The 25,585-nt window shown below is 61.8% G+C and carries 21 protein-coding genes; 7 read left to right on the forward strand and 14 right to left on the reverse strand.

Annotation, left to right across the window (positions count from 1 at the left end):
* Positions 1 to 72: 72 nt before the first annotated feature.
* The 9 genes from truB to F3J15_RS14585 all read right to left on the reverse strand — a co-directional run bounded on the left by truB (position 73) and on the right by F3J15_RS14585 (position 12,239).
* Positions 73 to 1,005, reverse strand: coding sequence for a tRNA pseudouridine(55) synthase TruB (gene truB / locus F3J15_RS14545; RefSeq protein ID WP_069247820.1), 933 nt, complete (start codon positions 1,003 to 1,005; stop codon positions 73 to 75).
* A 13-nt stretch (positions 1,006 to 1,018) separates the two neighbouring features.
* Positions 1,019 to 1,417 (reverse strand): 30S ribosome-binding factor RbfA, encoded by a 399-nt coding sequence (rbfA, locus tag F3J15_RS14550; RefSeq protein WP_039339297.1) that lies wholly within the window; start codon positions 1,415 to 1,417, stop codon positions 1,019 to 1,021.
* A gap of 113 nt (positions 1,418 to 1,530) precedes the next feature.
* On the reverse strand, positions 1,531 to 4,449 hold the full coding sequence (gene infB / locus F3J15_RS14555) for a translation initiation factor IF-2 (protein ID WP_069247818.1): 2,919 nt from the start codon (positions 4,447 to 4,449) through the stop codon (positions 1,531 to 1,533).
* A gap of 91 nt (positions 4,450 to 4,540) precedes the next feature.
* Positions 4,541 to 6,016 carry a transcription termination factor NusA gene (gene nusA, locus F3J15_RS14560; RefSeq protein ID WP_006476166.1) on the reverse strand — a complete coding sequence of 492 codons (1,476 nt, stop codon included), beginning with the start codon at positions 6,014 to 6,016 and terminating at the stop codon, positions 4,541 to 4,543.
* The gene (gene rimP / locus F3J15_RS14565) at positions 6,016 to 6,474 is read right to left on the reverse strand and encodes a ribosome maturation factor RimP (protein ID WP_014897219.1); all 459 of its coding nucleotides are present in this window, start codon (positions 6,472 to 6,474) and stop codon (positions 6,016 to 6,018) included. The genes nusA and rimP overlap by 1 nt, the downstream gene beginning before the upstream one ends.
* Before the next feature lie 453 nt (positions 6,475 to 6,927).
* Positions 6,928 to 8,685 carry a 23S rRNA pseudouridine(2605) synthase RluB gene (gene rluB, locus F3J15_RS14570; protein ID WP_166891905.1) on the reverse strand — a complete coding sequence of 586 codons (1,758 nt, stop codon included), beginning with the start codon at positions 8,683 to 8,685 and terminating at the stop codon, positions 6,928 to 6,930.
* A 60-nt stretch (positions 8,686 to 8,745) separates the two neighbouring features.
* Complete coding sequence (gene scpB, locus F3J15_RS14575) at positions 8,746 to 9,777, reverse strand: SMC-Scp complex subunit ScpB (RefSeq protein WP_166891908.1); 1,032 nt, start codon at positions 9,775 to 9,777, stop codon at positions 8,746 to 8,748.
* A 272-nt stretch (positions 9,778 to 10,049) separates the two neighbouring features.
* The gene (locus F3J15_RS14580) at positions 10,050 to 11,261 is read right to left on the reverse strand and encodes a pyridoxal phosphate-dependent aminotransferase (protein ID WP_166891911.1); all 1,212 of its coding nucleotides are present in this window, start codon (positions 11,259 to 11,261) and stop codon (positions 10,050 to 10,052) included.
* Between the two features lie 75 nt (positions 11,262 to 11,336).
* Positions 11,337 to 12,239 (reverse strand): LysR family transcriptional regulator, encoded by a 903-nt coding sequence (locus tag F3J15_RS14585; protein WP_046545490.1) that lies wholly within the window; start codon positions 12,237 to 12,239, stop codon positions 11,337 to 11,339.
* Between the two features lie 428 nt (positions 12,240 to 12,667).
* On the opposite strand from F3J15_RS14585, the gene F3J15_RS14590 reads away from it, so the two are divergent.
* Positions 12,668 to 13,069, forward strand: coding sequence for a transposase (locus F3J15_RS14590; RefSeq protein ID WP_006409263.1), 402 nt, complete (start codon positions 12,668 to 12,670; stop codon positions 13,067 to 13,069).
* Between the two features lie 198 nt (positions 13,070 to 13,267).
* Positions 13,268 to 13,519, forward strand: a complete 252-nt coding sequence (locus tag F3J15_RS14595; RefSeq protein ID WP_089445479.1) for a hypothetical protein — start codon at positions 13,268 to 13,270, stop codon at positions 13,517 to 13,519.
* A 194-nt stretch (positions 13,520 to 13,713) separates the two neighbouring features.
* Here F3J15_RS14595 and F3J15_RS14600 read toward each other — a convergent pair whose 3' ends face one another.
* Positions 13,714 to 14,031 carry a hypothetical protein gene (locus F3J15_RS14600; RefSeq protein WP_011351791.1) on the reverse strand — a complete coding sequence of 106 codons (318 nt, stop codon included), beginning with the start codon at positions 14,029 to 14,031 and terminating at the stop codon, positions 13,714 to 13,716.
* Positions 14,032 to 14,188: 157 nt separating this feature from the next.
* Between F3J15_RS14600 and F3J15_RS14605 the strand changes: the two genes are divergently transcribed.
* The 3 genes from F3J15_RS14605 to F3J15_RS14615 all read left to right on the forward strand — a co-directional run bounded on the left by F3J15_RS14605 (position 14,189) and on the right by F3J15_RS14615 (position 15,798).
* Positions 14,189 to 14,905, forward strand: coding sequence for a YdcF family protein (locus F3J15_RS14605; RefSeq protein ID WP_069247813.1), 717 nt, complete (start codon positions 14,189 to 14,191; stop codon positions 14,903 to 14,905).
* 220 nt (positions 14,906 to 15,125) lie between these two features.
* On the forward strand, positions 15,126 to 15,404 hold the full coding sequence (locus F3J15_RS14610; RefSeq protein WP_069247812.1) for a hypothetical protein: 279 nt from the start codon (positions 15,126 to 15,128) through the stop codon (positions 15,402 to 15,404).
* A gap of 136 nt (positions 15,405 to 15,540) precedes the next feature.
* Positions 15,541 to 15,798 carry a hypothetical protein gene (locus tag F3J15_RS14615; protein WP_021162409.1) on the forward strand — a complete coding sequence of 86 codons (258 nt, stop codon included), beginning with the start codon at positions 15,541 to 15,543 and terminating at the stop codon, positions 15,796 to 15,798.
* Between the two features lie 40 nt (positions 15,799 to 15,838).
* On the opposite strand, the gene F3J15_RS14620 is transcribed toward F3J15_RS14615, so the two are convergent.
* Both F3J15_RS14620 and bamC read right to left on the reverse strand, forming a co-directional pair.
* On the reverse strand, positions 15,839 to 16,129 hold the full coding sequence (locus F3J15_RS14620) for a putative quinol monooxygenase (RefSeq protein ID WP_166891914.1): 291 nt from the start codon (positions 16,127 to 16,129) through the stop codon (positions 15,839 to 15,841).
* Positions 16,130 to 16,663: 534 nt separating this feature from the next.
* Positions 16,664 to 17,875: an outer membrane protein assembly factor BamC gene (gene bamC, locus F3J15_RS14625; protein WP_046545486.1), complete on the reverse strand. Its 1,212-nt coding sequence runs from the start codon at positions 17,873 to 17,875 to the stop codon at positions 16,664 to 16,666.
* 351 nt (positions 17,876 to 18,226) lie between these two features.
* Here bamC and F3J15_RS14630 point away from each other — a divergent pair, with 351 nt between their 5' ends.
* Together F3J15_RS14630 and F3J15_RS14635 are read left to right on the forward strand one after the other, a co-directional pair.
* Entirely contained in the window at positions 18,227 to 19,558 is a 1,332-nt protein-coding gene (locus tag F3J15_RS14630) for a site-specific integrase (RefSeq protein ID WP_166891917.1), read from the forward strand.
* Positions 19,559 to 20,271: 713 nt separating this feature from the next.
* A complete protein-coding gene (locus F3J15_RS14635) occupies positions 20,272 to 21,153 on the forward strand; it encodes a hypothetical protein (protein ID WP_166891919.1) in 882 nt (293 codons plus the stop codon).
* 342 nt (positions 21,154 to 21,495) lie between these two features.
* On the opposite strand, the gene F3J15_RS14640 is transcribed toward F3J15_RS14635, so the two are convergent.
* Both F3J15_RS14640 and F3J15_RS14645 read right to left on the reverse strand, forming a co-directional pair.
* On the reverse strand, positions 21,496 to 23,046 hold the full coding sequence (locus tag F3J15_RS14640) for a hypothetical protein (RefSeq protein ID WP_166891921.1): 1,551 nt from the start codon (positions 23,044 to 23,046) through the stop codon (positions 21,496 to 21,498).
* A 154-nt stretch (positions 23,047 to 23,200) separates the two neighbouring features.
* The gene (locus F3J15_RS14645; protein ID WP_166891923.1) at positions 23,201 to 23,839 is read right to left on the reverse strand and encodes a hypothetical protein; all 639 of its coding nucleotides are present in this window, start codon (positions 23,837 to 23,839) and stop codon (positions 23,201 to 23,203) included.
* Positions 23,840 to 25,585: the final 1,746 nt, after the last annotated feature.

Raw genomic sequence — 25,585 nt, forward strand, 5'->3', positions numbered from 1 at the left:
AAAAAGCCCGGTCGACATCTCACGTCGACCGGGCTTTTTTCATCCCGATGGAAGCGCGTTCGCGCGGCTGCGTCAGGCCGCCGTGACGACGAGCCGTTCCGGCGCAAGTACGCCGTTCGCCTTGCGAGCCACGCCGAGCAGCCGAGTGGCGTCATAGACGCGCACACGCTCGCCTTCGGCCGCATCGATCGGATCGAGCCCCGACAGCGGCAGACGCTGGCCGTGCAGGAACCGTTTCGCGCTGGTTTCATCGAGACGAACCAGCGGAAACGTCGACAGCAACGCGTCGACCGGCTGGAGCCACGCATCCCGCGACGCTTCGTCCGCATCGGACAGCGCATCGAGCGTCACCGCATGCTCGAGCGTCAGCGCACCGACGCCCGTGCGACGCAGCATCGTCAGATGCGCACCGCAACCGAGTGCCTCGCCGATATCCTCCGCCAGCGTGCGCACATATGTGCCCTTGCTGCAGGTCACGCGAAACGTCACGTCAGGCAGGTCGCACGCGAGCAGGTCGAGTGCGAGGATCGTCACGTTGCGGCCCTCGCGCTCAACGGTCTGCCCCGCCCGCGCATATTCGTACAGCGGCTTGCCATCGCGCTTGAGCGCCGAATACATCGGCGGCACCTGCACGATCTCGCCGGTGAAGCGCACGAGCGCGGCCTCCACCGCCGTGCGATCGCACTCGACCGGCCGCGTGTCGATCACCTCGCCTTCCGCGTCGCCGGTGGCCGTGCGCTGGCCGAGACGCATCGTCGCTTCGTAGGTCTTGTCCGCTTCGAGCAGATCCTGCGAGAACTTCGTCGCCTCGCCGAAGCACAGCGGCAGCAGGCCCGAAGCCAGCGGATCGAGCGTGCCGGTGTGACCGGCTTTCTTCGCGAGCAGCAGACGCTTCGCGCGAATCAGCGCGTCGTTGCTCGACAGGCCGACGGGCTTGTCGAGCAGGAGGACGCCATCCAGCACGCGCCGGGGCACGCGCGGACGTTGGGATGCTGCAGTCGTCATAGGCCGGTCAAGCTCAGTCGTCCTTGGCGGCCGCGTCGGCCTCGTCGTCATCCTTCGCGCGCGTCGAGTTCGCTTCCTTGATCAGGCGCGACATTTCCACGGCCTTCTCGATCGTCTGGTCGTAGTGGAAATGCAGCGTCGGCACCGTATGGATGTGCAGGCGCTTGAACAACAGGTTGTGCAAGTGACCCGACGCGTGGTTCAGCGCTTCCTGCGTCTTGTCCGGATCGCCGGTCAACGCGGTGAAGTAGACCTTCGCGTGTGCGTAATCCGGCGTGAGTTCCACGCTCTGGATGGTCACGATGCCGATGCGCGGATCCTTGACCTCGCGCATGATGAGTTCGGACAGATCGCGCTGAATCTGGTCAGCGATCTGCACGTTACGATTGGGGGAAGTACGTTTCCTGGACATGATCGATCCGTGATCCGTTTATCAGGATAAAGCGGCGGCCAGTGTTGGCACGCCACATGAAAATGGGCGGGACAGGCCCAAGCCTGCCCCGCCCATGAGCCGATGCGCGAGGGTTACAGCGTACGCGCGACTTCGGTCACTTCGAAGACTTCGAACTGGTCGCCTTCGACGATGTCGTTGAAGTTCTTCACCGACATACCGCACTCGAAGCCTTGCTTCACTTCCTTCACGTCGTCCTTGAAGCGCTTCAGCGATTCGAGTTCGCCCGTGAAGATCACGACGTTGTTGCGCAGCACGCGCACCGACGACGAGCGCTTGACGATACCGTCCGTCACCATACAGCCGGCGACTGCACCGATCTTCGGTACCTTGAAGACCTGGCGCACCTCGACCATGCCGGTGATGACTTCGCGCTTCTCCGGCGCCAGCATGCCCGACATTGCCGCCTTCACCTCATCCACTGCGTCATAGATGATGTTGTAGTAACGGATGTCGATGCCGTTCGACTCGGCCAGCTTGCGCGCCTGTGCATCTGCACGCGTGTTGAAACCGATGATGACCGCCTTCGATGCCGTTGCGAGGTTGACGTCGTTTTCGCTGATGCCACCCACCGCGCTGTGCACGATCTGCACGCGCACTTCGTCGGTCGACAGCTTGAGCAGCGACTGCACGAGTGCTTCCTGCGAGCCCTGCACGTCCGCCTTGATGATGAGCGGCAGGTTCTGCACTTCGCCTTCGCCCATCTGCTCGAGCATGCTTTCCAGCTTCGCGGCCTGCTGCTTCGCAAGCTTCACGTCGCGGAACTTGCCTTGACGGAACAGTGCGATTTCACGCGCCTTGCGCTCGTCCGGCAGCACGATCACTTCCTCGCCCGCACCCGGCACTTCCGACAGACCCTGGATTTCGACCGGGATCGACGGGCCGGCTTCCTTCGTCGGCTTGCCGTTCTCGTCGAGCATCGCGCGCACGCGGCCGTAAGCCGTACCCGCCAGCACGACGTCGCCTCGGTTCAGCGTACCGGACTGCACCAGGATCGTCGCGACCGGGCCCTTGCCCTTGTCGAGCTTCGCTTCGATCACGATGCCCTTGGCCGGCGCCTCGACCGGTGCCTTCAGTTCCAGCACTTCGGCTTGCAGCAGCACGTTCTCGAGCAGATCGTCGATACCCGCGCCCGTCTTCGCCGAAACCGGCACGAACGGCGAATCGCCACCGTACTCTTCCGGCACGACGCCTTCCGCGACCAGCTCCTGCTTGACGCGATCGAGATTCGCGTCCGGCTTGTCGATCTTGTTGATCGCGACGACGATCGGCACACCACCTGCCTTCGCGTGGGCGATGGCTTCCTTCGTCTGCGGCATCACACCGTCGTCGGCTGCCACCACCAGCACCACGATGTCGGTCGCCTTCGCGCCGCGTGCACGCATTGCCGTGAACGCTTCGTGACCCGGCGTATCGAGGAACGTGATGACGCCACGCGGCGTCTCGACGTGATAAGCGCCGATGTGCTGCGTAATGCCGCCCGCTTCGCCAGCAGCAACCTTCGCGCGGCGGATGTGGTCGAGCAGCGAGGTCTTGCCGTGGTCGACGTGACCCATGACCGTGACGACCGGCGGACGCGGCAGTTGCTCCGCATCGGTACCCGTTTCGCCTTCGACGAGCAGCGCTTCCGGATCGTCCAGCTTCGCGGCAACCGCGCGGTGGCCCAGTTCCTCGACGATGATCATCGCCGTTTCCTGGTCCAGCACCTGGTTGATCGTGACCATCTGGCCCATCTTCATCATCACCTTGATGACTTCAGAGGCCTTGACCGACATCTTGTGCGCGAGGTCGGCAACCGACACGGTTTCCGGCACGTGCACTTCGCGGACGATCGGTTCGGTCGGCGCCTGGAACGTCGAGCTGTCCTGGTGACGGCCGCGACCCTTCGGGCCGCCGCGCCAGCCGCGGTCGACGCCGCCGCTCGAATCGCCGCGCGTCTTGATGCCGCGACGCTTCGACGCGTCGTCCTGCCAGCCGCCCTTGCCTGCGCCCGGCTTCTTGTTGCGGTCGCCCGCGCCTGCCGGCGCCTGCGTCGTTGCCGGTGCTGCACCGGCCGGCTTCTTCACGGCCGGACGCGCCTGCGCACCTTCCGGCTTCGCCGGTTTGTGCAGCGTGCCCTTCGCTTCGGCCGGCTTCGGCGGCTCGACCGGCTTCGGCGGCTCGACTGCCTTGACCACGGCCTTGCGCGGCGTGTTCATCATTTCGCGAATCGCACGCGCTTCGGCTTCTGCCGCCGCACGACGCTTGCTGATCTCTTCCTGCTCGGCGCGCGCCTTGTCCGCCGCCTCGCGGGCAGCGTCTTCAGCCTTCTTCGCCGCTTCGCGCTGAGCCGCACGTTCGGCGGCTGCGCGTGCTTCGTCCTGCGCGGACTGCGTGCTCGCCGCTTCCTGCTGCTCGGCTGCTGCAGCCTGCTGTGCGGCTGCCTGCTGCTGAGCGGCCGCAGCTTCGGCCGCAGCACGCTTCGTCGCTGCCTCTTCCTCGGCGCGACGACGCTCGGCTTCAGCCGCTTCCTCGCGGGCGCGGCGCTCTGCTTCCTCGCGCTCGAGGCGTTCCTGACGCTCGCGAAGCTCCTGCGCCTGCTTCTCGAGCAGCTCGGCCTCACGGCGCGCTTCTTCTTCGCGACGCTTCAGTTCCGCATCGTCGTCCGCTTCGGCGACCTGCGCCTGACCCTGTTCCGCACCCTCACTCACGTCGTCGCGCTTGACGAACGTACGCTTCTTGCGGACCTCGACCTGAATGGTGCGAGCCTTGCCCGTCGCGTCAGATTGCTTGATCTCCGACGTATGCTTGCGGGTCAGCGTGATCTTGCGCTTGTCGCCGTCGGTTGCGCCGTGCGACTTGCGCAAATGATCGAGCAGACGCGCCTTGTCCGTTTCGGACAGCGCATCGTCTTCACTCGCTTTCTGGACGCCCGCTGCCTGCAGCTGTTCGAGCAGCACACCAGCAGGCATTTTCAGTTCCGCGGCAAATTGGGCTACGTTGTTACTCGCCATTCATTCCTCTTAGTGCAAGGACCGATTCCTTGCGGTTAGCATCGGGTCAGGCCATACGGCCGCCATCAAATCAGTGCGCCATGGTCATTTCTCACTGGAACCAATGTTCACGTGCTTTCATGATCAACGCCTTAGCGGCATCCTCTTCCATTCCGGTCATGTCGACCAGTTCATCTACAGCCAGCTCGGCGAGATCGTCGCGCGTCTGCACGCCGTGTTCGGCCAGCTTCGCGAGCAGCTCCGGCGTGATGCCGTCGAGGCTCTTGAGATCCAGCGCTGCGTTCTCGACCTTTTCTTCGTTCGCGATGGCCATCGTCAACAGCGCGTCGCGTGCGCGGTTGCGCAGTTCGTGCACGGTGTCCTCGTCGAACGCCTCGATTTCGAGCATTTCGTTGAGCGGCACGTACGCGATCTCTTCCAGGCTCGTGAAGCCTTCGTCGATCAGGATGTCGGCAACTTCTTCGTCGACGTCGAGACGCGCCATGAACAGTGCACGCAGCCGGTCGCGCTCTTCACCCTGCTTCAGGGCGGATTCGTCCGGCGTCATGATGTTGATCTGCCAGCCGGTCAGTTCGCCTGCGAGACGAACGTTCTGACCGCTGCGGCCGATCGCGACAGCCAGCTCGTTCTCGTCGACGACGACGTCCATCGAGTGCTTTTCTTCATCGACGACAATCGACTGGACAGCTGCCGGCGCGAGCGCGCCGATCACGAACTGGGCGGGATCCTCCGACCATAGCACGATGTCGATGTTTTCGCCACCGAGCTCGTTGCGCACGGCCTGCACGCGGGAACCGCGGATGCCGACGCAGGTGCCGATCGGATCGATCCGCTTGTCGTACGCGATGACGCCGATCTTCGCGCGCACGCCCGGGTCGCGGGCAGCCGCCTTGATCTCGAGCAGGCCCTGCTCGATTTCCGGCACTTCCATCTCGAACAGCTTCATCAGGAACTCGGGCGCCGTACGCGACAGCTCGATCTGCGGGCCGCGCGCGGTGCGGTCGACCTTCGCGATGTAAGCGCGCACGCGGTCGCCCACGCGCAGGTTTTCCTTCGGGATCAGCTGATCGCGGCGCAGCAGCGCCTCGACACGGCCCGATTCGACGATGAAGTTGCCCTTGTCGAGGCGCTTCACCGTACCCGTCATGATCTTTTCACCACGCTCGAGGTAGTCGTTCAGGATCTGCTCGCGCTCGGCGTCGCGCACCTTCTGCAGGATCACCTGCTTGGCGGCCTGCGCGCCGATGCGACCGAACTCGATCGACGGAACGGGTTCCTCGACATACTCGCCGACTTCGACGTCGGGCTTCTGCTCACGTGCTTCGAACAGCAGGATCTCGCGATCCGGCTCCTGCAAACCTGCCTCATCGGGCACGACGAGCCAGCGACGGAAGGTTTCGTGCTCGCCGCTTTCGCGATCGATATGGACGCGGATTTCGGCGCCTTCGTCGAACAGCTTCTTGGAAGCGGACGCGAGCGCAGCCTCGAGGGCGCCCAGCACCACATCCTTGTCGACGTTTTTCTCGCGCGCCAGCGCATCCACCAGCATCAACACTTCGCGACTCATTATTTGCGGCTCCTAAAGTCAACTTGCGGAATCAGGCGGGCTTTGTCGATATCGGCCAGCGTGAAATCCAGCATGGCCGCCTCGCCCTTCTTCCTCTCAAATTCCAAACCGATCGTTTCGCCATTCGGCGCGTGCAGAATGCCCCGGTACGTCTTGCGCCCGTCCAGCGGCTTTTTCAAGGTCACGGAAACTTCGCTGCCGGCGAAGCGCTCGAAGTCGGCCAGCTTCTTCAACGGGCGGTCGAGCCCCGGGGACGAGACTTCGAGCCGTTCGTAATCGATGTTTTCGACCGTCAAGACGTGCTGGAGCTGACGCGTGACCTTTTCGCAATCTTCGAGCGAGATGCCGGCAGGCTGATCGATATAGATGCAAAGCATGCCGCGCCCGGTGCGCTCGAGATCCACCAACTCGTAGCCGAGCCCGGTGACCGTGGTTTCTATCAGTTCCGTCAGTTGCACTGTGTCCTCTCAGGTGTTCGCGCCCGCCGCTCGCGATTCACCCGCGGGCGCGCGCCTTAGCCGGCGCAGGAAGCGCTACCCGAGATGCCTAACCGTTTCAGCAAAAAAAAATGGGCGGAACGCCCATCTTCTTACTGGTGGTCGCACCTGAGCCGCACATTGAATCCGTACGCCCAGCGACTCCGCGATTATAGCGATTTTTGGCGCAAACGCCAAGCCAGCCGGTAAAAGCAGCATGTCGCCTGCCTTTACGGGTCCAAAAATGCGAAATCGGGCTGCATGATCGACCGGCGCCATCGTGGCATGCCGGTGATCGGTTATGCCGGCGGCCATCCAGCACCGCGTGACATATATACAGTCGAAAGCAATAAACGCAATGCCTCGCGCCGGCAGGACCGGCCGGATGCCGATCCGGCCGGCACACCGGCGGCCTTGCGCCGCATGCCTGAATGCTCAGCGGCTGCGCGTGCGGCTGCGCTGCGGACGCTGACCGCCGCGCGGGCCGCCGCCGTTGCCGGCGCCCTCGGCACGATTGCCGTTCGGGTTGCGGTTACCGCCCTTGCTGCCGCCACGCTTGGGGCCCGCGCCGTCGCGCTTGGGGCCTGCGCCATACGACGCGCGGTTGCCGTCGACATCGCCACGGCCACCGCCAGGGCGATTGCCATCGCGTCCGCCTCCGCCCGCACGGTTGCCATCCCGGCCGCCGCCGGCGCGATTGCCGTAGCCCGACGGTGCGACCGGCAGGCTGCCGTAGCCGCTCAGACCCGGCAGGCCCGGCCCGCCACGACGACCACCACCACGACGCGGCTGATCCAGCTGCCCGTGCGTCGTCAGCACCGGCTCGCGGCCGATGAAGCCCATCGACGTCTGCATCGGATCGGGCTGGCGACGCTCTGCCTGGCCTGCACCGGCGCGCTTGCCCTTCTCCTCGGACGGCGCCTTCAGGCCGACGGTCGCCATCAGCTTGCGCACCTGCGTGTCGTCGAGCTCTTCCCAACGACCGCGCTTCAGGCCGCGCGGCAGCGGAATCGGGCCGTGACGCGTACGGATCAGGCGGCTCACCATCAGGCCGACCGCCTCGAACATCCGGCGCACTTCGCGGTTGCGGCCTTCGGCCAGCGCAACGTGATACCAGTGGTTCGTGCCTTCGCCGCCGCCGTCGCGGATGCGCAGGAAGTTCGCCGGGCCGTCATCGAGCTCGACGCCGTGCAGCAGCTTCTGCCGCATGCCTTCGGCCAGTTCGCCGACGACACGCACCGCGTACTCGCGCTCGACGCTGTAGCGCGGATGCATGAAGCGGTTTGCGAGGTCACCCGAAGTCGTCAGCATCAGCAGACCTTCGGTATTGAAGTCGAGGCGGCCCACCGCGAGCCATTTCGCCGTCTTCATCGGCGGCAGGCGGTCGAACACCGACGGACGGCCTTCCGGATCCGCGTGGCTGACGATCTCGCCCGTCGGCTTGTGGTACAGCAGCACGCGCGGCGGCTTGTTCGGCAGCTTGCGCTTGACCGGCTTGCCGTTGATCCGCACCTGGTCGGTCGGCATGATGCGCTGGCCAATGTGCGCGGGCTCGCCATTCACCGACACGCGGCCGGCGACGATCAGCTCTTCCATTTCGCGACGCGAGCCCATGCCCGCTTCCGCCAGCACCTTGTGAAGCTTCGGCGCGTCGTCGTCCGGCGACAGCACGCGCTTGTTCGCCGGCTGGCTACGGCCGCGACGCAGCATCGGCGCACGCACGCCGCTACCGCCCGCGGAGTTGTCCGCGTCGAATGCCGGCGACGTCACGTAGGCGAACAGTTCGTCCTGGGACGCATCGCCTTCCACCTTTGCCGCACCGCCTTCAGCCTTCGGCGCGCTGCCGCGACGACCCTGGCCGCCCTGAGCCTTGGCCGCGCCTTCGCGCTTGGCCGCCGGCTTGCGAGCCCCCTTGGCCGCACCTTCCTTGCGCGGCGCACGCGTCGGCTGCTGCGCTTCGGCGGCCTCGGCCGGCTGCGCGTCAGCGCCTTCGCCGCCCTGCGGCTCGCCTTCGGCGCCCTTCGACTTGGCTGCCGCGCGACGCCGCGCGATCAGGCTGCGCGGGCCTCGCCGCAGACCGCGGCGGGGACGCTCGTCGCCACCCTCGGCCGAAGCGCCCTGCTCCGGTGCATCGTCGGCACGCGCTGCCTGCACGGCAGGCGCGGACGATTCAATATCGTGGATATCTGTCAAAACAACCTCAAAATGTCAGGTCTCGCGCCCGGCGCGGGCGCGGCAAGAAGTTGGCCGCGATCAGGCGCGACGCTGTTCAGGTTCTGCTTCGTCGTCCGGCAGCGCATCGGCACCGATGGGTGCACTGGCGCTTCGTACGGCATCGGCGAGACTGTCGGACGTGTCGTCCAGCATCTCGTCGTCCGCAGGACGGGAACGGGGGGCGCCGGCCTGGCCAGCCTCGCCGGGCGTGTCGCCGGCCGCCTCCGCTCCGTCTCCGGCAACCGCTTCGGCAGCCGGCTTGCGATCTTCCTCGCTCCAATCCGCACGCAGCGGCTCGGGCTGCACACCGGCCGGCACTGCTTCGGCGCCAGCCTGTTCCATTTGTTCCGTTTGCCCGCGGACAGCATCGAGCGTATCGCGGCTCGCGATTTCATGCGTCGACGCGACGTCCGCCGCGGGATCATCCGGCAAGCCGGCCGATTGACCGGCGGATGCTTCATCCGTTTGCGGCGCGTCGTCCGCGGCGTCGCCGGCAACCGGCATGCCCTCGTCGAAATCCATCGCCTGCTGCGCAAGCAGCGCGGCCTCGATGTTCGCGGCCGGCTCTTCGAGGGCAGGCAGATCATCGAGCGCCTTCAGGCCGAGGTCGTCGAGGAACTGCTTGGTCGTCGCATACAGCGCCGGGCGTCCCGGCACGTCGCGATGACCGATCACTTCGATCCAGCCGCGATCCTCGAGTTGCTTGACCACCTGCGTATTGACCGTCACGCCGCGAATCTCTTCGATGTCGCCGCGCGTGACAGGTTGCCGGTACGCGATGATCGCGAGCGTTTCGAGCACCGCACGCGAATATTTCGGCGGCTTCTCGGGATGCAGGCGGTCGAGATAGTGACGCATCGCCGGCTTGCTCTGGAAGCGCCATCCGGTTGCCAGCGCCACCAGTTCGACGCCGCGGCCGGACCAATCCTGTTTCAGATCTTCGAGCAACGTGCGGACCGTGTCAGCCGACACGCCGTCGGCAAAGAGCTTGCGCAAATCGCCGAGTTTCAGCGGTTCCTGCGCGCAGATCAAAGCAGTCTCGAGGACGATCTTCGCCTCTTGGGTATTCATGCAGCTAGGCCAGACCCTGTGGTCAAACGAACCGGATCAACAAACAGACGAAAGGAACGGAAGACGCGCTCGCCCGATTCTGATCGGTCATATTGATGGGAGCACGAACCGGGGGCGGCGAACCAACTTCAGGCCAGGCCCAAACCGGACGGAACAGCACGGCTCAACGACGGAACCGCGTGACTGAGCGCCATATTACGCAAAATTGCCCGGTGCGTAAAGATGAGCCGAACGGGTTGCCGCCAGCGCGCCGCGCCCGCTCCGGCCCCGCTTCAGCGGTCGGCCACGCCCCGTGCGAGGAACCGCCGCAACCGCTCGACACCCGCGTCGAGGCGCGCCGGATCGCACGCGTAGCACCAGCGCACGAACCCTTCCCCCTCCTGGCCGAATGCACGCCCAGGCGCGAGGCCGAGCCCCGCCTCGCGCACCAGCGTCTTGCAGAACGCGAGGCTGTCTGACGCACCCGGCAGGCGCAGAAACAGGTACATCGCGCCCGTCGGAGGCGGCACCTCGACACCCGGCAAGGTGCGCAGCGCGGCGACCAGGTGATCGCGCGCATCGCGCAGTGCCGCGACGAACGATCGCACGAACGGCTCGCCATCGCGCAGCGCGGCCTCACCCGCGGCCTGCACGAAGCCTGGCGCACACGACGTGTTGTATTCGACGAGCTTCGACAGGTCAACCATCACCGCTGCCGGCGCGATGAGCCACCCCAGGCGCCAGCCCGTCATCGCCCACGCTTTCGAAAACGAATTCACGACGACGACCCGCTCGTCGCGCGATGCGATGTCGAGGAACGATGGCGCGCCGTCCGCGCCGCCTGCGTCGAACGCGAGCCGCTCGTACACCTCGTCGGCAACCAGCCAGATACCGTGGCGGCGGCAATGGGCGAGCACGGCTTGCTGGTCGTTGCGCGACATCGTCCAGCCGGTCGGATTGTTCGGCGAGTTGATCAGCAGCATCCGCGTATCGGGCGTCAGCGCCGCAAGCAGCCGCCCGACATCGAGCTGCCAGCCCGCATCGCCATAGCCGAGCGGGACGCATTCGACCTGCGCCCCAAGGATCTTCGGAATCTCGACGAGATTCGGCCACAGCGGCGTGACCGCGACGACGCGCTCGCCCGGACCGACCAGCATCTGCGCGGCCAGCATCAGCGCGCTCACGCCCGAACTCGTCACGGCCACGGTGTCGGCCGCCGTCGCCCCGTGACGGGCGCTGACGTAGGACGCGATCGCGGTGCGCAACGGCGCAGTGCCAAGGTTGTGCGTGTAGAAGGTCACGCCATCGCGCAGCGCCGCCGCGGCGGCCGCGCGGATGAAGTCCGGTGTCACGCGATCGGATTCGCCGAACCAGAACGGCAGCATGTCCGGCACGCCAAAGCCGGCGTTTGCCACTTCCCGGATCAGCGACGGACGCAACGCGTGCACGGCGTCGCGGGCCGCCGGCGCGCCGGCCCGCGGAAGAGAATCTGCGGAATGCACCATCGAGAACCGCCTTCGAGGAACACGATCCGCGTAGTGTACCGGCCCGCAAGCAGGGCCGGCGCACGTCGATGCGCGTCAGTCGAGGTCCTCCGCCCTCGCCGGCATCTGCCGCACGAGTTCCCAGATCGCCTGCGCAGCGGGCGACAACGACCGGTCGCGGCGGCGCACGAGTTCGACCGTGCGCTCGGTGCGTGGCGTGAGCGGCCGCGCGACGAGCGTCGAGCCGGCCGGTAGCGGCAGCGACAGCCACGGCTGCACGCTCACGCCGACGCCGGCCTCGACGAGTCCGAACACGGTCGCCGAATGCCCGAGCTCCTGCATGACCGTCGCGTTGACACGATGGGCGGCCAGCGCGGCATCGATCAGCGGCCGGCTTCCCGATGCATGATCGAGGAGCACGAGGCGCTCGCCGTCCAGCGCCGTCCAGGGCACCTCGGCACGCGCCGCGAGCGGATGGTCGGCACGCGCGACCAGGCAGAACGAATCGGTCATCAACGATTCGCAGACGAGATCGGCCACCGTGAGCGGGCCGATCACGACGCCGAAATCGACCTCGCTCGACTTCACCTTGCGCAACACGTCGCTCTGCACGTCGTCGCGCAAACCCAGCGTCACGAACGGAAACTGGCGCTCGCACGACGCAACCACGCGCGGCATCAACCGGCACGCGATCGTCGGACTGGCCGCGACGATCACGCGCCCTCGGCGCTGCTCGCCGATCTCGCGAATCTCGCGCAGCGTGTCGTCGAGATCGTCGAGCAGACGGGACACGCTCGCGATCAGGTTTGCACCGACATCGGTCAGCTGCACGTCGCGCGTCGTGCGGTCGATCAGCTTCAACCCGAGCTCGGCCTCGAGCTCGCGCACGCAGCGACTGACCGCGGACTGCGTGAGCCCGATCTCGTCGCCCGCGCGACTGAAGCTCTTGAGCCGCGCGACCTCGATGAAGACGCGAAGCTGACGCAGCGTGACGTTCATTTCCTGACCTCATCAATCGTCGATATCGATGCGCGATTTTAATGCGCGAATCCGGCTTCGATGTGCGAATCAGGCACCTGCCCCACATGTTTCGCTGCGGTGCAATACGTCAGCGAACGCACGTGGTGCGGGCGAACTGCACAAGATTGGTGATTGTCCCGATTTGCTGGCGGGTTATTTTGGCGTCTTATACGCCCCTAGCTGACTTAGCCGTTAGCTCGCTGCCAAGCGGCTCTCGAGGGAATTACCTCCGACATGGCACGCTTCGTGCATTACCTGACGCACAGGGCGCAGGTTTCGTCGGACGGAAGAGCAGAAACGCCGCTGCCGGCCAACCGGACGCCCTCACCCGGCACTCGACGATCGAGTGCTTGAAGAGTGCGCGGCGCAGGGCAGCGCACCGGAGTTAGCTTCGCTGAGGTGAGGACATGATGCTGTTCGACGATTTGAGAGATAACGAGTGGGCGCTGGTCGAGGGTCTGTTTTGCTCTGAACCCGCACGGAGTGAGCGGCGCGGCCGCCCCCGCGTGGAAGCCCGCTCGGTGGTGAACGCCGTGCTGTGGGTGCTGTCGACGGGTGAAGGCTGGTCGAAGCTGCCGGGCCGCTATCCGTCGCCGCCGACTTGCCGCCGTCGCTTCGACGAATGGCAGGCGGACGGCACGCTCGCCGAAATCGTGAAACGACTCGGCACGAGCGGCCGGCAGATCTCCCTGCGCGGGCGCATCGGCGCAAGCGCCGCGAAGCCGCCCGCACCGCCGAGCCGCGACCGGCTGCGCGGCGCCTTCTGGACCAATCCGGAATCCTGGCGCGCGCCCGTCAAGATGGCGTAACGAATGCTCGATCGGGCGGCTTCGGCCGCCCGGTTTCTTTCAGCGACGCGACCTGTCCGCGACGCGTGCGTTGCCGTCGATTACCGTTGACGTGCCGCGATACATCTATTTACCAATATTTACAGCAAGCCTGCGCTCCCACGCTTACCTTAGCGAATTATCAACAGGCCGCGTCGACGGCTTGAAGGGAGCCCCGCCATGAAACCAATGTCACTGCTCGTCGCATGCGGCATTGTCATTTCCGTGGCGTTGTCCGCTCCGGCCCACGCCGACGATCGCGTGAAGCCGCCCCACCGCCAGCAGGATCACCGGAACACCCTCCGCCAGCCGCCGTCCGCCAACCTGCCTAGCCGGCAAACCGTGCCGCGTGGCGACCTGCGCGGCGACATCGCCAGCAACGCGCGAGCGCGCATCGGCTCGCAGCCGACCGACGTCCCGCGTCATCCGTAGTCCTGCCAATTTCGGGATTTCGCCAAAGAAAATGCCCACGGTCGGGAACTGCGCCGCACGCGACGAGTCACAACGTTGCCATGAGCACAGCGTGGCAACAGCAAAAGTATCCGGTACGCCCGTATCCTCGCGATACGGGCTTTTTTTGGTTATCGCCAGCCGCGCGGCGATGCGCGTGACGGGATGATCGACCGCTACAGGCGGCTTTCGAGAATCGCCACGGCACTCGCTTCGCTCAGTGCGTAGTCGGCCATGCGGCGATCGGTCCAGGAAAGTAATTTCTCGTCGCGCTCGAGGCGCGAGAATTCGGCTCGACCGCTTTCGGTCAGTACGGCAATATCGACCGGTGCATGGAAGCCCGGCGCGGGGGCAACGGTTTTCTGCCTGACCGTGTCCATCAGCCCGAGCGAACGGAGATACTCGAACACGCCCGGGCGGCGCGCCCACGGTACCTGGCGGTACTGCACTCGTCTCAATGCGTCGAGCACCGCTTCGTTGGAATACGTGGCCATCTCGATTCTTTCTTAAAGTGCAGCGACAATGCGAAGCGGCGCGCCGGGCGGCTTCTCCGCCCGCCGATACCACCACCGATTCTGGATGCCGACGTTCGGCGTCGCGTCAGGGCCGGATCGTCAGCCGTCCATAAAAAGACACCATACCCCAATCAAATTGATTCTGTTCGATTCATTTGTACTTCTCTTCATCTGTTTCATGCTCTGCCGCAAACGGCGACGAATCATCTCGATCGCCGCCGCTGCGTTGTTCTGGCTGCTCGCGACAGGCTGGCTCGCCGCGCCGCTGATCGCCTGGACCGAGGCGGGCGTCGAACCCGTCGAGCACCCGGACATGCATGGACGGACCACACTGATTCTCATCGGCGCAGGTACGAAACACGGCGACTCCGGGCTGCGACCGCCACCCGACGGAACCGCCCGCATCCACAAGGTCGCAGCGCTCTACCGCACCTGCCGGCAGCAAGCCGAGCGCTGCACCGTGGTGATGTCGGGCGGCGACCCGCAGCATCACGGCGAAACCGAGGCTGCCGTATACGGGCGCCAACTCGTCGCCGAAGGCGTCGCGCCCGCGGACCTCGTGCTGGAGCCGGATAGCCGCACAACCTACGAAAACGCGAAATTCACTGCGTCTATACTACGCTCACAGTATGACGACGCACGCATTCTCGTCACCTCCTCATACCAGATGCGCCGCGCATTGCTCGATTTCCACCGGTTCGGGATCGATCCGCAGCCCGTTTATGCGAATCGCCGGCGTGCGCAAACGGGCTGGCTGCCGCACTGGCGCAATGTGGTCAACGCCGAGCAGGCGCTGCACGAACTGGTCGGCATCGCGCAGTTCCATGTCTATCGATGGCTCGGGTGGTTCTGACGGCTCCGGGAAACCGCAGCGGAAATGACCGCGACGGCGACGATGGCAGGCGCGTGACGGAGTGAGCGAAGTGTTGCGCGACTTCAACGGGACCTTGCGTCGCGCCACGATCCGGTGCACATTGATCCGTCACTTTTGTTACACTCGACACGCACTCGATTGCAGTCGCCAGACAAAACGGCAACACTCGGGTTCATCACCACTTAGCGGAGGTAAAGCAATGAAGAAGACGTCCCTGGCTATCCTGGTAGCGATGTCGGCGCTGACTGGCGCAGCGTATGCGCAAGAGAGCACGGAAATCAAGACGATTACCGATCCGGCCAAGATCTCCGAGATCGAGCAACGCGCACAGGCGCTGCAGCAGCAGCAAGCGACTGAAGCTGCACAGCCGGCGATGCAGGAAGAGCATCACCACGGCAAGAAGGCTGCTCACCACAAGGCTGCTGCGAAGAAGGCCGGCAAGAAGGCTGCCAAGGCCGCAGACGCTGCCAGCCAGTAAGTTCGACGGCACCGCACAAGCGAAAAGCCGAATCCGGGCAACCGGGTTCGGCTTTTTTGGTTGCGGTGCCCGTGCGCTGTGCTAAAGTCGCGCACCGAAATTTTCCACCCGTGCGCACCCCGGTGCGGAGGACAGCATGAGCAACATTCAACTCGACATCGAGTGGACCGAAGCCGCCACTCGCCAGATCAAGCAACTGATGCCCCGCGGCTCGGCTGACGCGTTCCTTGCGCTGCCGCCGATCGAATGCCTGCCGATGGAGGGCGACGTGCTTTTCCTCGGCCCGCAAGGCAAGCAGCAACCGTTCATCGTCGCCGAGCGCCAGTACCATCACGACGGCGACGCCGACTGGACGATCATCCTGATCCTCGACGTACCCAACACGTCGCACTGACGCACCCCGCGACCGGACACGTCCGGTCGCCCCGCCCGGCTCAGACGAGCTTCGACAGCACGCGGATTTCGGAACGCTCGATCCAGTCCGCGGCCGCTTCCCGATAAGCGAGAATGTGCGCGGAACGCGCATGAGCAGCCAGTGCCTCCTCGCTTTCCCAGCGCTCGACGAATACGAATCGCGCCGGCTCCTTCAGGTCCCGATGCAGGTCGTACTGCAACGCTCCTGCTTCGTTGCGGGTCGGCTCGACGATCGCTTCGAGCTGAGCACGCAACTCCTCCTCGGCGCCCGGCTTCGCCACGATCAGCGCCACGACTGCAATTTCCGCCATTCCCGCTCCCCTTCATCTGGAAAAGCCCGAGAATACGCGAATCGTGCATCGGCTGCGCCCGGACGGCACCGCACGACGGCCCCCCCCCCAAAAAAATAGCCCGCGCTTCAGAGAAGCGCGGGCGAAACCGTCGCCCTACGAGGATAGGCGACGGGGCCATCGAGATCCGCACGCTGGCGCGGATCGTCATCCGTTGCGCCGACGCTTGCCGCGTCGACATTCGAAGACGTCGATACCGTTGATCGGGCGCTCACGGCGCACGCCCGGCATCTGACGCCATCCTCCCTGTTTCAACAATTCCAACATATAAAGCAGGTTGCGTGCCAACTGACGCGAATCAACCATCCAATTGATTTATAAGGATAAATTTTTGAACGCCGACGATACGGCCGGTGTTTCGCCGCCGTAACGCACGGATGTTACGTAACGTCACGAGGAGGGACCGAACCTCCACCACTCGTGCGCGCCGGCGATTGGCCATGAAAAAAGCCCGCCATGTGGCGGGCTTTTCATTGATGCGGAGAAACGTCGAGATCAGCGAAGCTGATTCACGAGCAGCCCCATGATCTGGCGAGCCGGCGACGACGTATCGATCGCGCCCGAATCGTCGACGATCGCGACGCGCGTCTGGTCGGCCGTGAGTGCCTTCACGTTGACACGGTACTGCTTCGCCTGCTTTTCCTTCTTGCCGTGGAACAACTGGCTCCAGAAGCCCTGCTCGGCCGAAGTCAGATCCTTCGGATCGACATAGCGCACGAAATACAGGCCCTTCGTGCGATCACGATCGTCGACGGTGAAGTTCGCACGATCGAGCGCGAGACCGACGTGCAGCCACGACCGGTCGTACGGCTCGCCGAGCGTGACTTCCGACGGGACGGCAGCATCGGCCGCATCGTTGCCTTGCGCCGACGTGCGGGAGACGTTTTGCGCGGCAATCGCTGCAGCAGCCTTCGACGATGCGTCGTCGGCCTTCTTGTCCTTGGCCACCGGTACCGTGTTGTCCTTGATGTTCGCGATTGGGGGCTCGCCGTTCTTCGCACGCTGCTCGTTCTGTGCGAGCACGGCCATCAATCGCTTCAGGTATTCGGTCTCGAGCGCCGGATCATTCGGCTTCGCTTCCCACTTGCTCGAATCGTTGTTCGAGCCCGTGATCGCTTCGCGCATCCCCTTCTGGCTGATGAACACGTAGGTGCCGCCATTCGGTGCCGAATCGAGACGCGTACGGTACTTGTTGCGCTCGGCCGTCACGTACGAGTTGCCCATCGCCTTCGAGATCACGCTGCGGATCAGGCCGTCGTTGATCTGCGGATGGGTTTCGTTCCAGTCGGTTTCCATCACGCCCTTGTCGCGCTGGTCGACGACGAGCAGGAAGCCCTGTTCCTGCCAGAAGCGGCGAACCTGCGGCCAGACGTCGGCGGGCTGCTTGCCGTCGATCACGAGCCAGCTCTCGGTGCCGTCGCGCTGGATATGCATGCCGGCGACGGCCGGAGCAACGGTGTCCAGCGCAGGCGCGGCCTGCTGGACCTGCTGAAGCGCGGACAGGGAAGTCGCGCCGCCCTGGGGCGGCAGCGAACGCTGATCGGCCGTCTCGTCGAGCATGTTGGGCGGCACTGCGAGCGACGCTTCCTTCGATTTCGAATCGCTCTTGTAGTCCACTTTCGTGGGCGACGACGTACCGCAACCGGCGACGAGCGCGCCGGTGGCGAGCACTGCAGCGAACCGCATGGTAAGACGAAGATCAGTCATGTTCGGGGAATCCTCTTCCGCTAAATCACGGCGCTTTCCGTGGATCAACCTTGCATTTTACCGGGGCCGCGCCGCGATGTGCAAAAAAGCGACCGGCAAGAAAAAAACCGCGTCAGCCTGAGCTGACGCGGGTTCTTTATCTGGTCGGGGCGAGAGGATTTGAACCTCCGACCACCTGCACCCCATTTAGGCGCTCCAGCAACCTGACCTGCCCTTGAAAATCCTGGCTCTTGCTGCACATCTATTAGGCATGGGGGACAGCGGATCGTTGCCATGCGTTTGCATCCCGTTTCCCCCTACTCCAACCGACGCATCGGTAGGGGGAAACGTAGGGGGAAAAGGGAGGAGTCTATGAAAGCTCTCACTGCTCTGGGATTGAAAGGACTCACGCCAACCGACGATGGCAGAGTCCTCCGCGACACGGGAAATCTGAAAGGCCGCGTTCGGTTGGGGAAGTCCGGGCGGATCTCCGTCAGCTTCGCCTATACCTACAAGCGCGAGGGTAAGTTTCACGAACTCTCGTGCGGTACGTGGCCGACAGCAGCACTAGGTGACATTCGACTCAAGCGAGATGCAGCCCGCAGGTTGATCCAACAGGGGATCGATCCAGCGCAGGAAAAACGAGCGACCAAGCTCAGGGCACGCGCCGAGCAGTCGGCGAGGATTACAGATCTCGAAAGCCAGCTTGCCCGCCCCACTGTTCGCAAGTTGTTCGAGGAGTGGGCAGATAAAGACCTTACCAAGAGGAAGGACAAAGGGGCAGAAACCCGGCGGGGGTTTGAAAAAGACGTCATGCCTGTCATGGGAACGCGATATGCCGCAGACGTGACGCGCGCGAACGTTATGTGTGTACTCGATCGCGCCCGGAACCGAGGCGCCATGCGGCTTGCGAATCGACTACTGGCAGAATTGAGACAAATGTTCGGCTTCGCCGTCGTGCGGGAACTCATCCCATCCAACCCCGCTGCCGGTATTGAGAAAAAACACGCTGGGGGGAAAGAAACCGAACGAAATCGCACGCTCTCGACAGACGAACTGCGTGCACTGCCCAAGGCGCTTTGCTCCAGTGGGCTGCCGGAAGCCACTCGGCACGCAGTGTGGTTGATGCTGGCTACGGGCGCTCGTGTTGGGGAGCTTTCTAAGGCGCGGCGAGCTGACATCGATGTAGATGCCGGCACATGGCGCATCCCGGCCGAGCACTCCAAGAACGCGAAGCCACACACCATCTTCCTTTCGCCATTCGCTCTGGAGCACGTGGAAGCCCTGCTCGCGATCTCCGACAGCAACATCTGGCTCATGCCTGCGGCTCGCGGAGAAAGTCACATCGATTGCAAGAGCATCACCAAGCAGATTGCCGATAGACAACTGCGATTTTGCACGCGCGACGCTCATGCGAAGCGAACAGTGAAACACGCACATGCGCTGGAGTTGGGTAACGAGAAATGGACGTCACATGATCTCCGTCGGACCGCAGCAACGCTGATGCAGTCGCTAAATGTGCTCCCGGAAGTAATCGAGCGAACCCTCAACCATGTTGATGAAAATCGAATTCGGCGAACTTATCAGACGTATAACTACGAGCCGCAAATGCGAGAGGCCTGGCAGAAACTCGGCACCCGGCTTGAATTGCTGAGCGCCGCAAACTCCGAAAATGTTGCTGTACTTCAGATGAATGTCGCATAGATTTTTTTAGGCGTTTGCATCTTGAATCAACGCGTGGCATCCTAATATCACAAGCAAGCAGAACCTCATCGCGCCAATGGAGTGGATCACGATGAGCCCGCAAGGGTTCGTTCGCACTCCCGGCGCTCAATTTCCCACGAGCGTAATTGATCGCCGGTTTTTTTAACTGGCGGCGCGTCGTGCGCCCCATCGTTGGAGCGCATGATATGACCGTAACCTTCTCTGGCAAACCCGCAGCCGGTCCTGGCTCGGCGGCAACGGTACAACGCAAGCGACCCAATGGGCACACGATGCCCAAACGCCCCGCTGTTTCGTTAGATCAACCCGGGCGAGTTCGGGTAGCACACTTCCAATGGTATCTAGGCGAAATCTCCGCTAGCGCGTTCTATCAGCGGCTCAAAAAGGGGCGCGTCCCGCCCCCCTGCGGAAACGACGGGCGCCCATATTGGCGAACTGAAGTGGTCAAGGAATTTCTCGAAAAATGATTACCTCACGTTGTGCTGACCGACTCGTCGAGTCGGCACAACGCCATAACCAACTCACGCAACTGAAGCCTGCAATCGCGGATCTACCACAGGGTAGACGGGACATCACACGGGTCAATATTTCGCGCCGCGTCGAACCCCACCGTAATCCGCATCGCGCCCCCATCGACACAACAACAGGCGCGCGTGAGGAAAAGGTCTTAGGGAAAAGCCAACGGAGTGGCTCAAATGACTGTTTGCCTTGTTTCCAGATTGGATCGCACTGTCATCCAAAAGAAAATTACTAAGAAAGTCTACTTGGAAGCACTTAATTCCCTGAAGACCCTTTGTAAGATGTATGGCACCAAGGCGTTCTATCCAACAAGCAAAAAATCAGTCAAAAGATCCACAGCGATCTTCCTGAGTGGAAATATACAGGTTGATCTGCTCAGCACCTACGGAGACTATTTTGTCCGGTACACAATATTCCCGCAGCGACTTTCCCCCAAGGCTTTCGAAGAGTTTATTTACAAATCAGAAATCCTCGGTCCCGCCCAATACCGCACCACCCTCATCAAAGGCTATCTTAGAGAGTTCGAAGTGGCAGTTGACTTCGTCGGGAAGAAATGGAACGAGCACTTGTACTATCAGCCACGATCGCGACCGAATAGCGCGGGCAAATGGCCACCAAGTTATGATGGCACCAGCTATGTTGGATCAAAAAAATCACCTCGCCAGCTTTGCGTATACGACAAAGCCAAGCAATTGAAAGCTAAAGGACTACCCAGCAAATTCTCGATTCTTCTTCGGATTGAGGAAAGAGTGAATGGCAAAAATCTGCCCGTTACTTATCTTTCCGAACTGAACAACCTGTTTTCCGACGTTCTAGTTCTTTGTATTTCAAAACTCAAGGACAGTGTTCAGAAAGATCCACTGGCATGGAAAGTATTCGTCGATCAAGCCATTTGCCAAGGCGTCCCATCCGCCTTGTCGAACGTGCCCAAGAAGTACAAGCAGACGTTTCGCGCAAGCCTGAAATCTTGCATAGCTCCATGGTGGAATCCATCAAAATTGATGAGCGGATTCCCTGAGCGAGCAGCGAAACAACTTCGGTTAGACATCTGCATTTGATTGCAATCGAAGAGGCTCGTGCACTTGATTGCATGACCAGTTGACGATTGCCGCACTCGCTGTCAAAAGCACTCGTAAGAAATGAGACGATGATCGTTCAGTCAGCACACGTCCGCTTCAGTCAACGTCAGGCCAGTAACCATGTCGATACATCGTGCCTTGCAATCGAGTGCAGAAAATATCAGACGATTGACTGACACTCGGCGCCGCCTCAAAAATCTCCAACCAAACGCCACAAGAACTCGAACAGAAATCGAGTATGTACAAACAAGACTCACGGTTTCCGCAAGCGCACGAACATAAGGGCGTGATCTCCACGCCTTCAACGCCGTAGCCTGCCATCTATCGCTTCCGCTTGTTCGACTGCTTAGCTTCTCTCCGAACCTCCCGCGCCATCCTGCGGCGCTCGGCCCTGTTCATTGGGATACCCGAGCCATACTCATAGAACGACGGGCCTTGGAATTCGAAAGGCAGCGGGAACTCGTGGTCTTTTGTCGCAAAGCAGGTCAAGTCCTCGGGAGGAGTCTGAAATACATCGAGTTCCTCCATCGCGGCCTTCCAGGTAGCAGCCTCCTCGGCGCTCAACTCCCCTGTGAGATCAACATACAGGAAGTCTTGCGAGGATATCGCCTCTGATACGGGCTCAGACGCTATGCCGACCGCTTCAGTCACGAAAGGAAAACGTTGCTTGATACCATGACAGTATGCGAGCAATGAAGCCGTGCGTATTTCCCTATATTCTTCATAATCGATATCAGACGGCTTAGGCATAGTAAGAAATACGTATGCCGCAGATTTATTGCCACTGCTCAAAACCATGCGCGCGAACTTTTTACCCGGCTCGCTCTTCGAGAGCGCAAATCGAAAATGTTCCGCAAGCTCGCGCCTTGTCTGCCGTCGCTCAGCCGCGAGGGCCCGCAAAATTCGCTCGTGATCGATAGTGTCCGCCGACTCTCCCGGGAACCCGACCGCTGTCCCTGCACGCACGAATGACGCCTGATACTCAATAAGCGCATCCCACATGTAGCTCCCGCGATCAGCTTCGCGCTTTGCAGCTCGCTGGGGACTTGAACTATAGGTTCGCCAATCTCCCTCTAAGAGGAGGACACTTGCGGCACCGGTCGGAATCTCGGGCAAAGTGTGCCGGTCTTCGTCCATGGTGCAAACATAACGCGCCAGCAACTCCTCCTCACCTGCGATATGTACGAACACTCCGTTCGTACCGAAATAACGTTCCTTGCAGGCGAGATAGTCCACCAGATCCGGAACAGTGTCTAATTCCTCCAAAAGGGTGTCGACTGTCACCTCGTCTAAGACGTGAACGAATCGACGGCTTCCAAGGGGATAACCGACTTCAAATGGTTGTGCGTAATGCGCCTCCCCGTCTATCGTATTGTTCAGCATTATGCTGCCGCTGCTTCCGCCTCCGAAGTAGCGCCGCGCCGCATCATGACCACCCCGCGTAACGGCGATCAGGAAATAGCGGGCGACGCTTGAGTCTGGAAGTGCCACAGGCAATTTTGTTTGACATGTTTTGTCGACAAATATGCGATCTGGAAATCTGCGCAAAAAACCTTCCGCGCCAGCAAGTTGTCTTGCGGACTTCTCGATAGCCCGCTTGTACCACCGTCGCCAAGCAATCTTGATATCCACATCCGATTGGAACATACAGTGCTTGTCCGAAAATAACAGCACGTCGTTGCCAAAAACGATCAACAGATCTACCAATTCCTTTCCGTCACCCTTGCCTCCTACCCTCCCTTCGTCGCTATAGACGTTAGGGTAGCTCCAAAGACTCAGGAACGCTTTGCGAGCGAGCCTCGTCAAAACGCGCTCCGATTCGGTCGTTCCCTGTGCCTCGGCTGCCGTTTCCCATGCAGTTCTATTGTTCATCCCCGTCCTGTTTCCCCATTAGCGTGTTCGGCCACCAATCCCCACCGCCTGCGTGCCGCAAGCGAGTAATCCTTGCGAGGTCGTCCCTGCACTCAATTGCAAGTAACAACAGACACCACCCTCGAATAACCCTTAACGGGAAGCGCCAGTGTAATCAATCGGATGTCGCAACTGCTCGTGCAAACGCGTCCGCCCGTTCGTTGAACCTTTGATCGACCGGGTAAGCGCTCACCATTAATATCTGCCACATCTTTCCGCTTGCATTTCTAAATACATACAGCCTCAAGTACTGAGATAAACCTCGAACCTTTCCTGTCATATCGGCAAACCAAACTGTATGACCACTCAGTTCTGCCGAAAATGGCTTTGCACCTACGGCAAATCCCGATAGCGACGCTATAGTGTCAAGACTAACTTGCTCCGGCGTTTGATTCGTTTGCGTGAAATCGAAGATCGCCACTTCGTGCAGCCCTTCGTATTCGAGATATTTCACACCGGGACGCGCGTTTGACGGCGGCGTAATTGCCCGCCAGCGACTATCCAAATAGACAGTTGCAGACGACTTCCCATCGACAGATGGCACAGTGGTTAGCGCAAGAGCATCAGGTTGTGGGGAGGCCGCTGATCGAAGCGTCGTTTCTACAGTCTGATTACTTTGGGAGCCTTGCGGAACTTGCGCGAATTGCAACTGGGTCGGATCAGTTTGCGGGACGCGGAGCTTCCAAGCATCGTGTAGTTGCTGCGCTGTCGCCCCCAGGATGATCAGCCCATATGCAAAGTTGACTATGAGCAAGCCCCGCGCGACCCAGCTCCAAATAGGTCGGTCGACATTTGACGCGCAACGCCAAGCCGCATATGCCCATCCACCCCATACAGCAAACGAAGTTCCGAGTACGATAAATAACGCCGTGGCTGGATCGCTAGACGGATCAGCCGACGGCCCAAACGCACCCGTGACGGCACCCCGATCGAACGCGGCGAGGGCTATGTTTAGAGGCACACCAATTACCCACCAAACCTTTGCTAGCCGTTCTTCTCCCCGCCACGCCCGCTTGATAATTGTCATGTGCGCCCCGATGGATTGTGATTAATTGTGCCGACGAGAGTGCTCGCAATTGCTTGCCCCTAAGAGGCGGATCGATCGAGTGACCACGCCCCCCAGCACGAATCTATTCCAGCGGATTCGGGGGTTTGGGCGGGTATGGTGGATCGTGCGGACCGCCTGTTGTGCCGCCGCAATCGGTATCTGGCGTCGGTGTTGAGGCCCACCGAGCCGCTCGCCTCTGAGCGATTTCTGTGCACGGCCTTCTTCGGCTTGACCATCGGGTAGCCCCAAATGGATTCCAGGCCCGACGACAAAGGCAAGTCGCTAGACCCATTTGACCAAGCTCGTGGCAATGCAACAGTCAACACCACGCCAAAGGCCAGGCATTGCGTCACTGAGCAATCCATATCGCCCCCCGGGGTCTTCCACGCGATTGGAGCGAGTCAATCGCATCATGCAATGAAAGCGCTCGATAGTCACAATGTAGACCGTCGACCGCAATCATCGCTTTGGGGAAAGCACTACGTCGTGGATTACGTCAGCATCGGCGACTATAGTGTGGAAATACGGACGCCCTAGGCGCGGCACGGACCAACGTCGCTAGTCGTGCGACTGTTTTTTGCTCAGTCCTGTGATATCGGTACGGCAACACTCAGACTGCTACGCTTGCTGCACTTGATTGCACGATTGCTTTTGACCATTGGGGTACCTAAGTGTAAGTTGCCAATGAAAAATGTCGGACTGTCGATGCCACGCACGTCGCTGTTCCGGTGGATCAAGGCTGATGCCTGCGACGACGATCCAATCGCCCCAGCGGCCAAGACACCCGATACAGTTTGCTAGTGTGCCGCGCTCCTCCGAGCTAGTTCATTCGATGCACTCCCGGCAAAGCGCACATTCCTACAGTCCCAGCAACCAATGTGGTGCGACAGTCGAATCACGAGCGGGGAAACAATGAAAACAACTTGCATGCTCGCTCTGTGTGTGACGCTCGCATCGTGCGCCACTGTCCATGAAAGCTACGCTCCCGACGGGCGTCCTGCCTTTGCCCTCAATTGCAGCGGCCTAGCTCGGGGATGGGACAAATGTTTCGAGGCCGCTGGCAATCTATGCAAGACAGCCGGCTATGACGTACTCGACCGAAGCGATGAAAGTACAGCAACCGTCGGCGCCGGTGGCGGTGGACTGTTCGGGGCGAAGACAAACGAGCGGTCAATGGTAATTGCCTGCAAGAAGCCTACTGGTTAAATCAAGCACCATGGCAGTTCCCCCCGACGTTAGTGAAGAGTCATATTGCAGACGGACACTTTCGTAGACACGATCTGTCGCATCAAGAAGAGACGAGGGTCACGGCCGCACGAAGCACGGCATCACGTGATTTCTGCAATCAATTGCATTGATGTCGTTGGTGATTGACGCACTCAATGTCAAAGTCGAAAGTGAAATTATAAGGCGACGTTCCGAAACGGAGACGGCCTTGACAATTGAAGACAA

This window comes from Burkholderia sp. Ap-955 (assembly GCF_011753045.1).
GTDB classification, from domain to species: Bacteria; Pseudomonadota; Gammaproteobacteria; order Burkholderiales; family Burkholderiaceae; genus Burkholderia; species Burkholderia lata_D.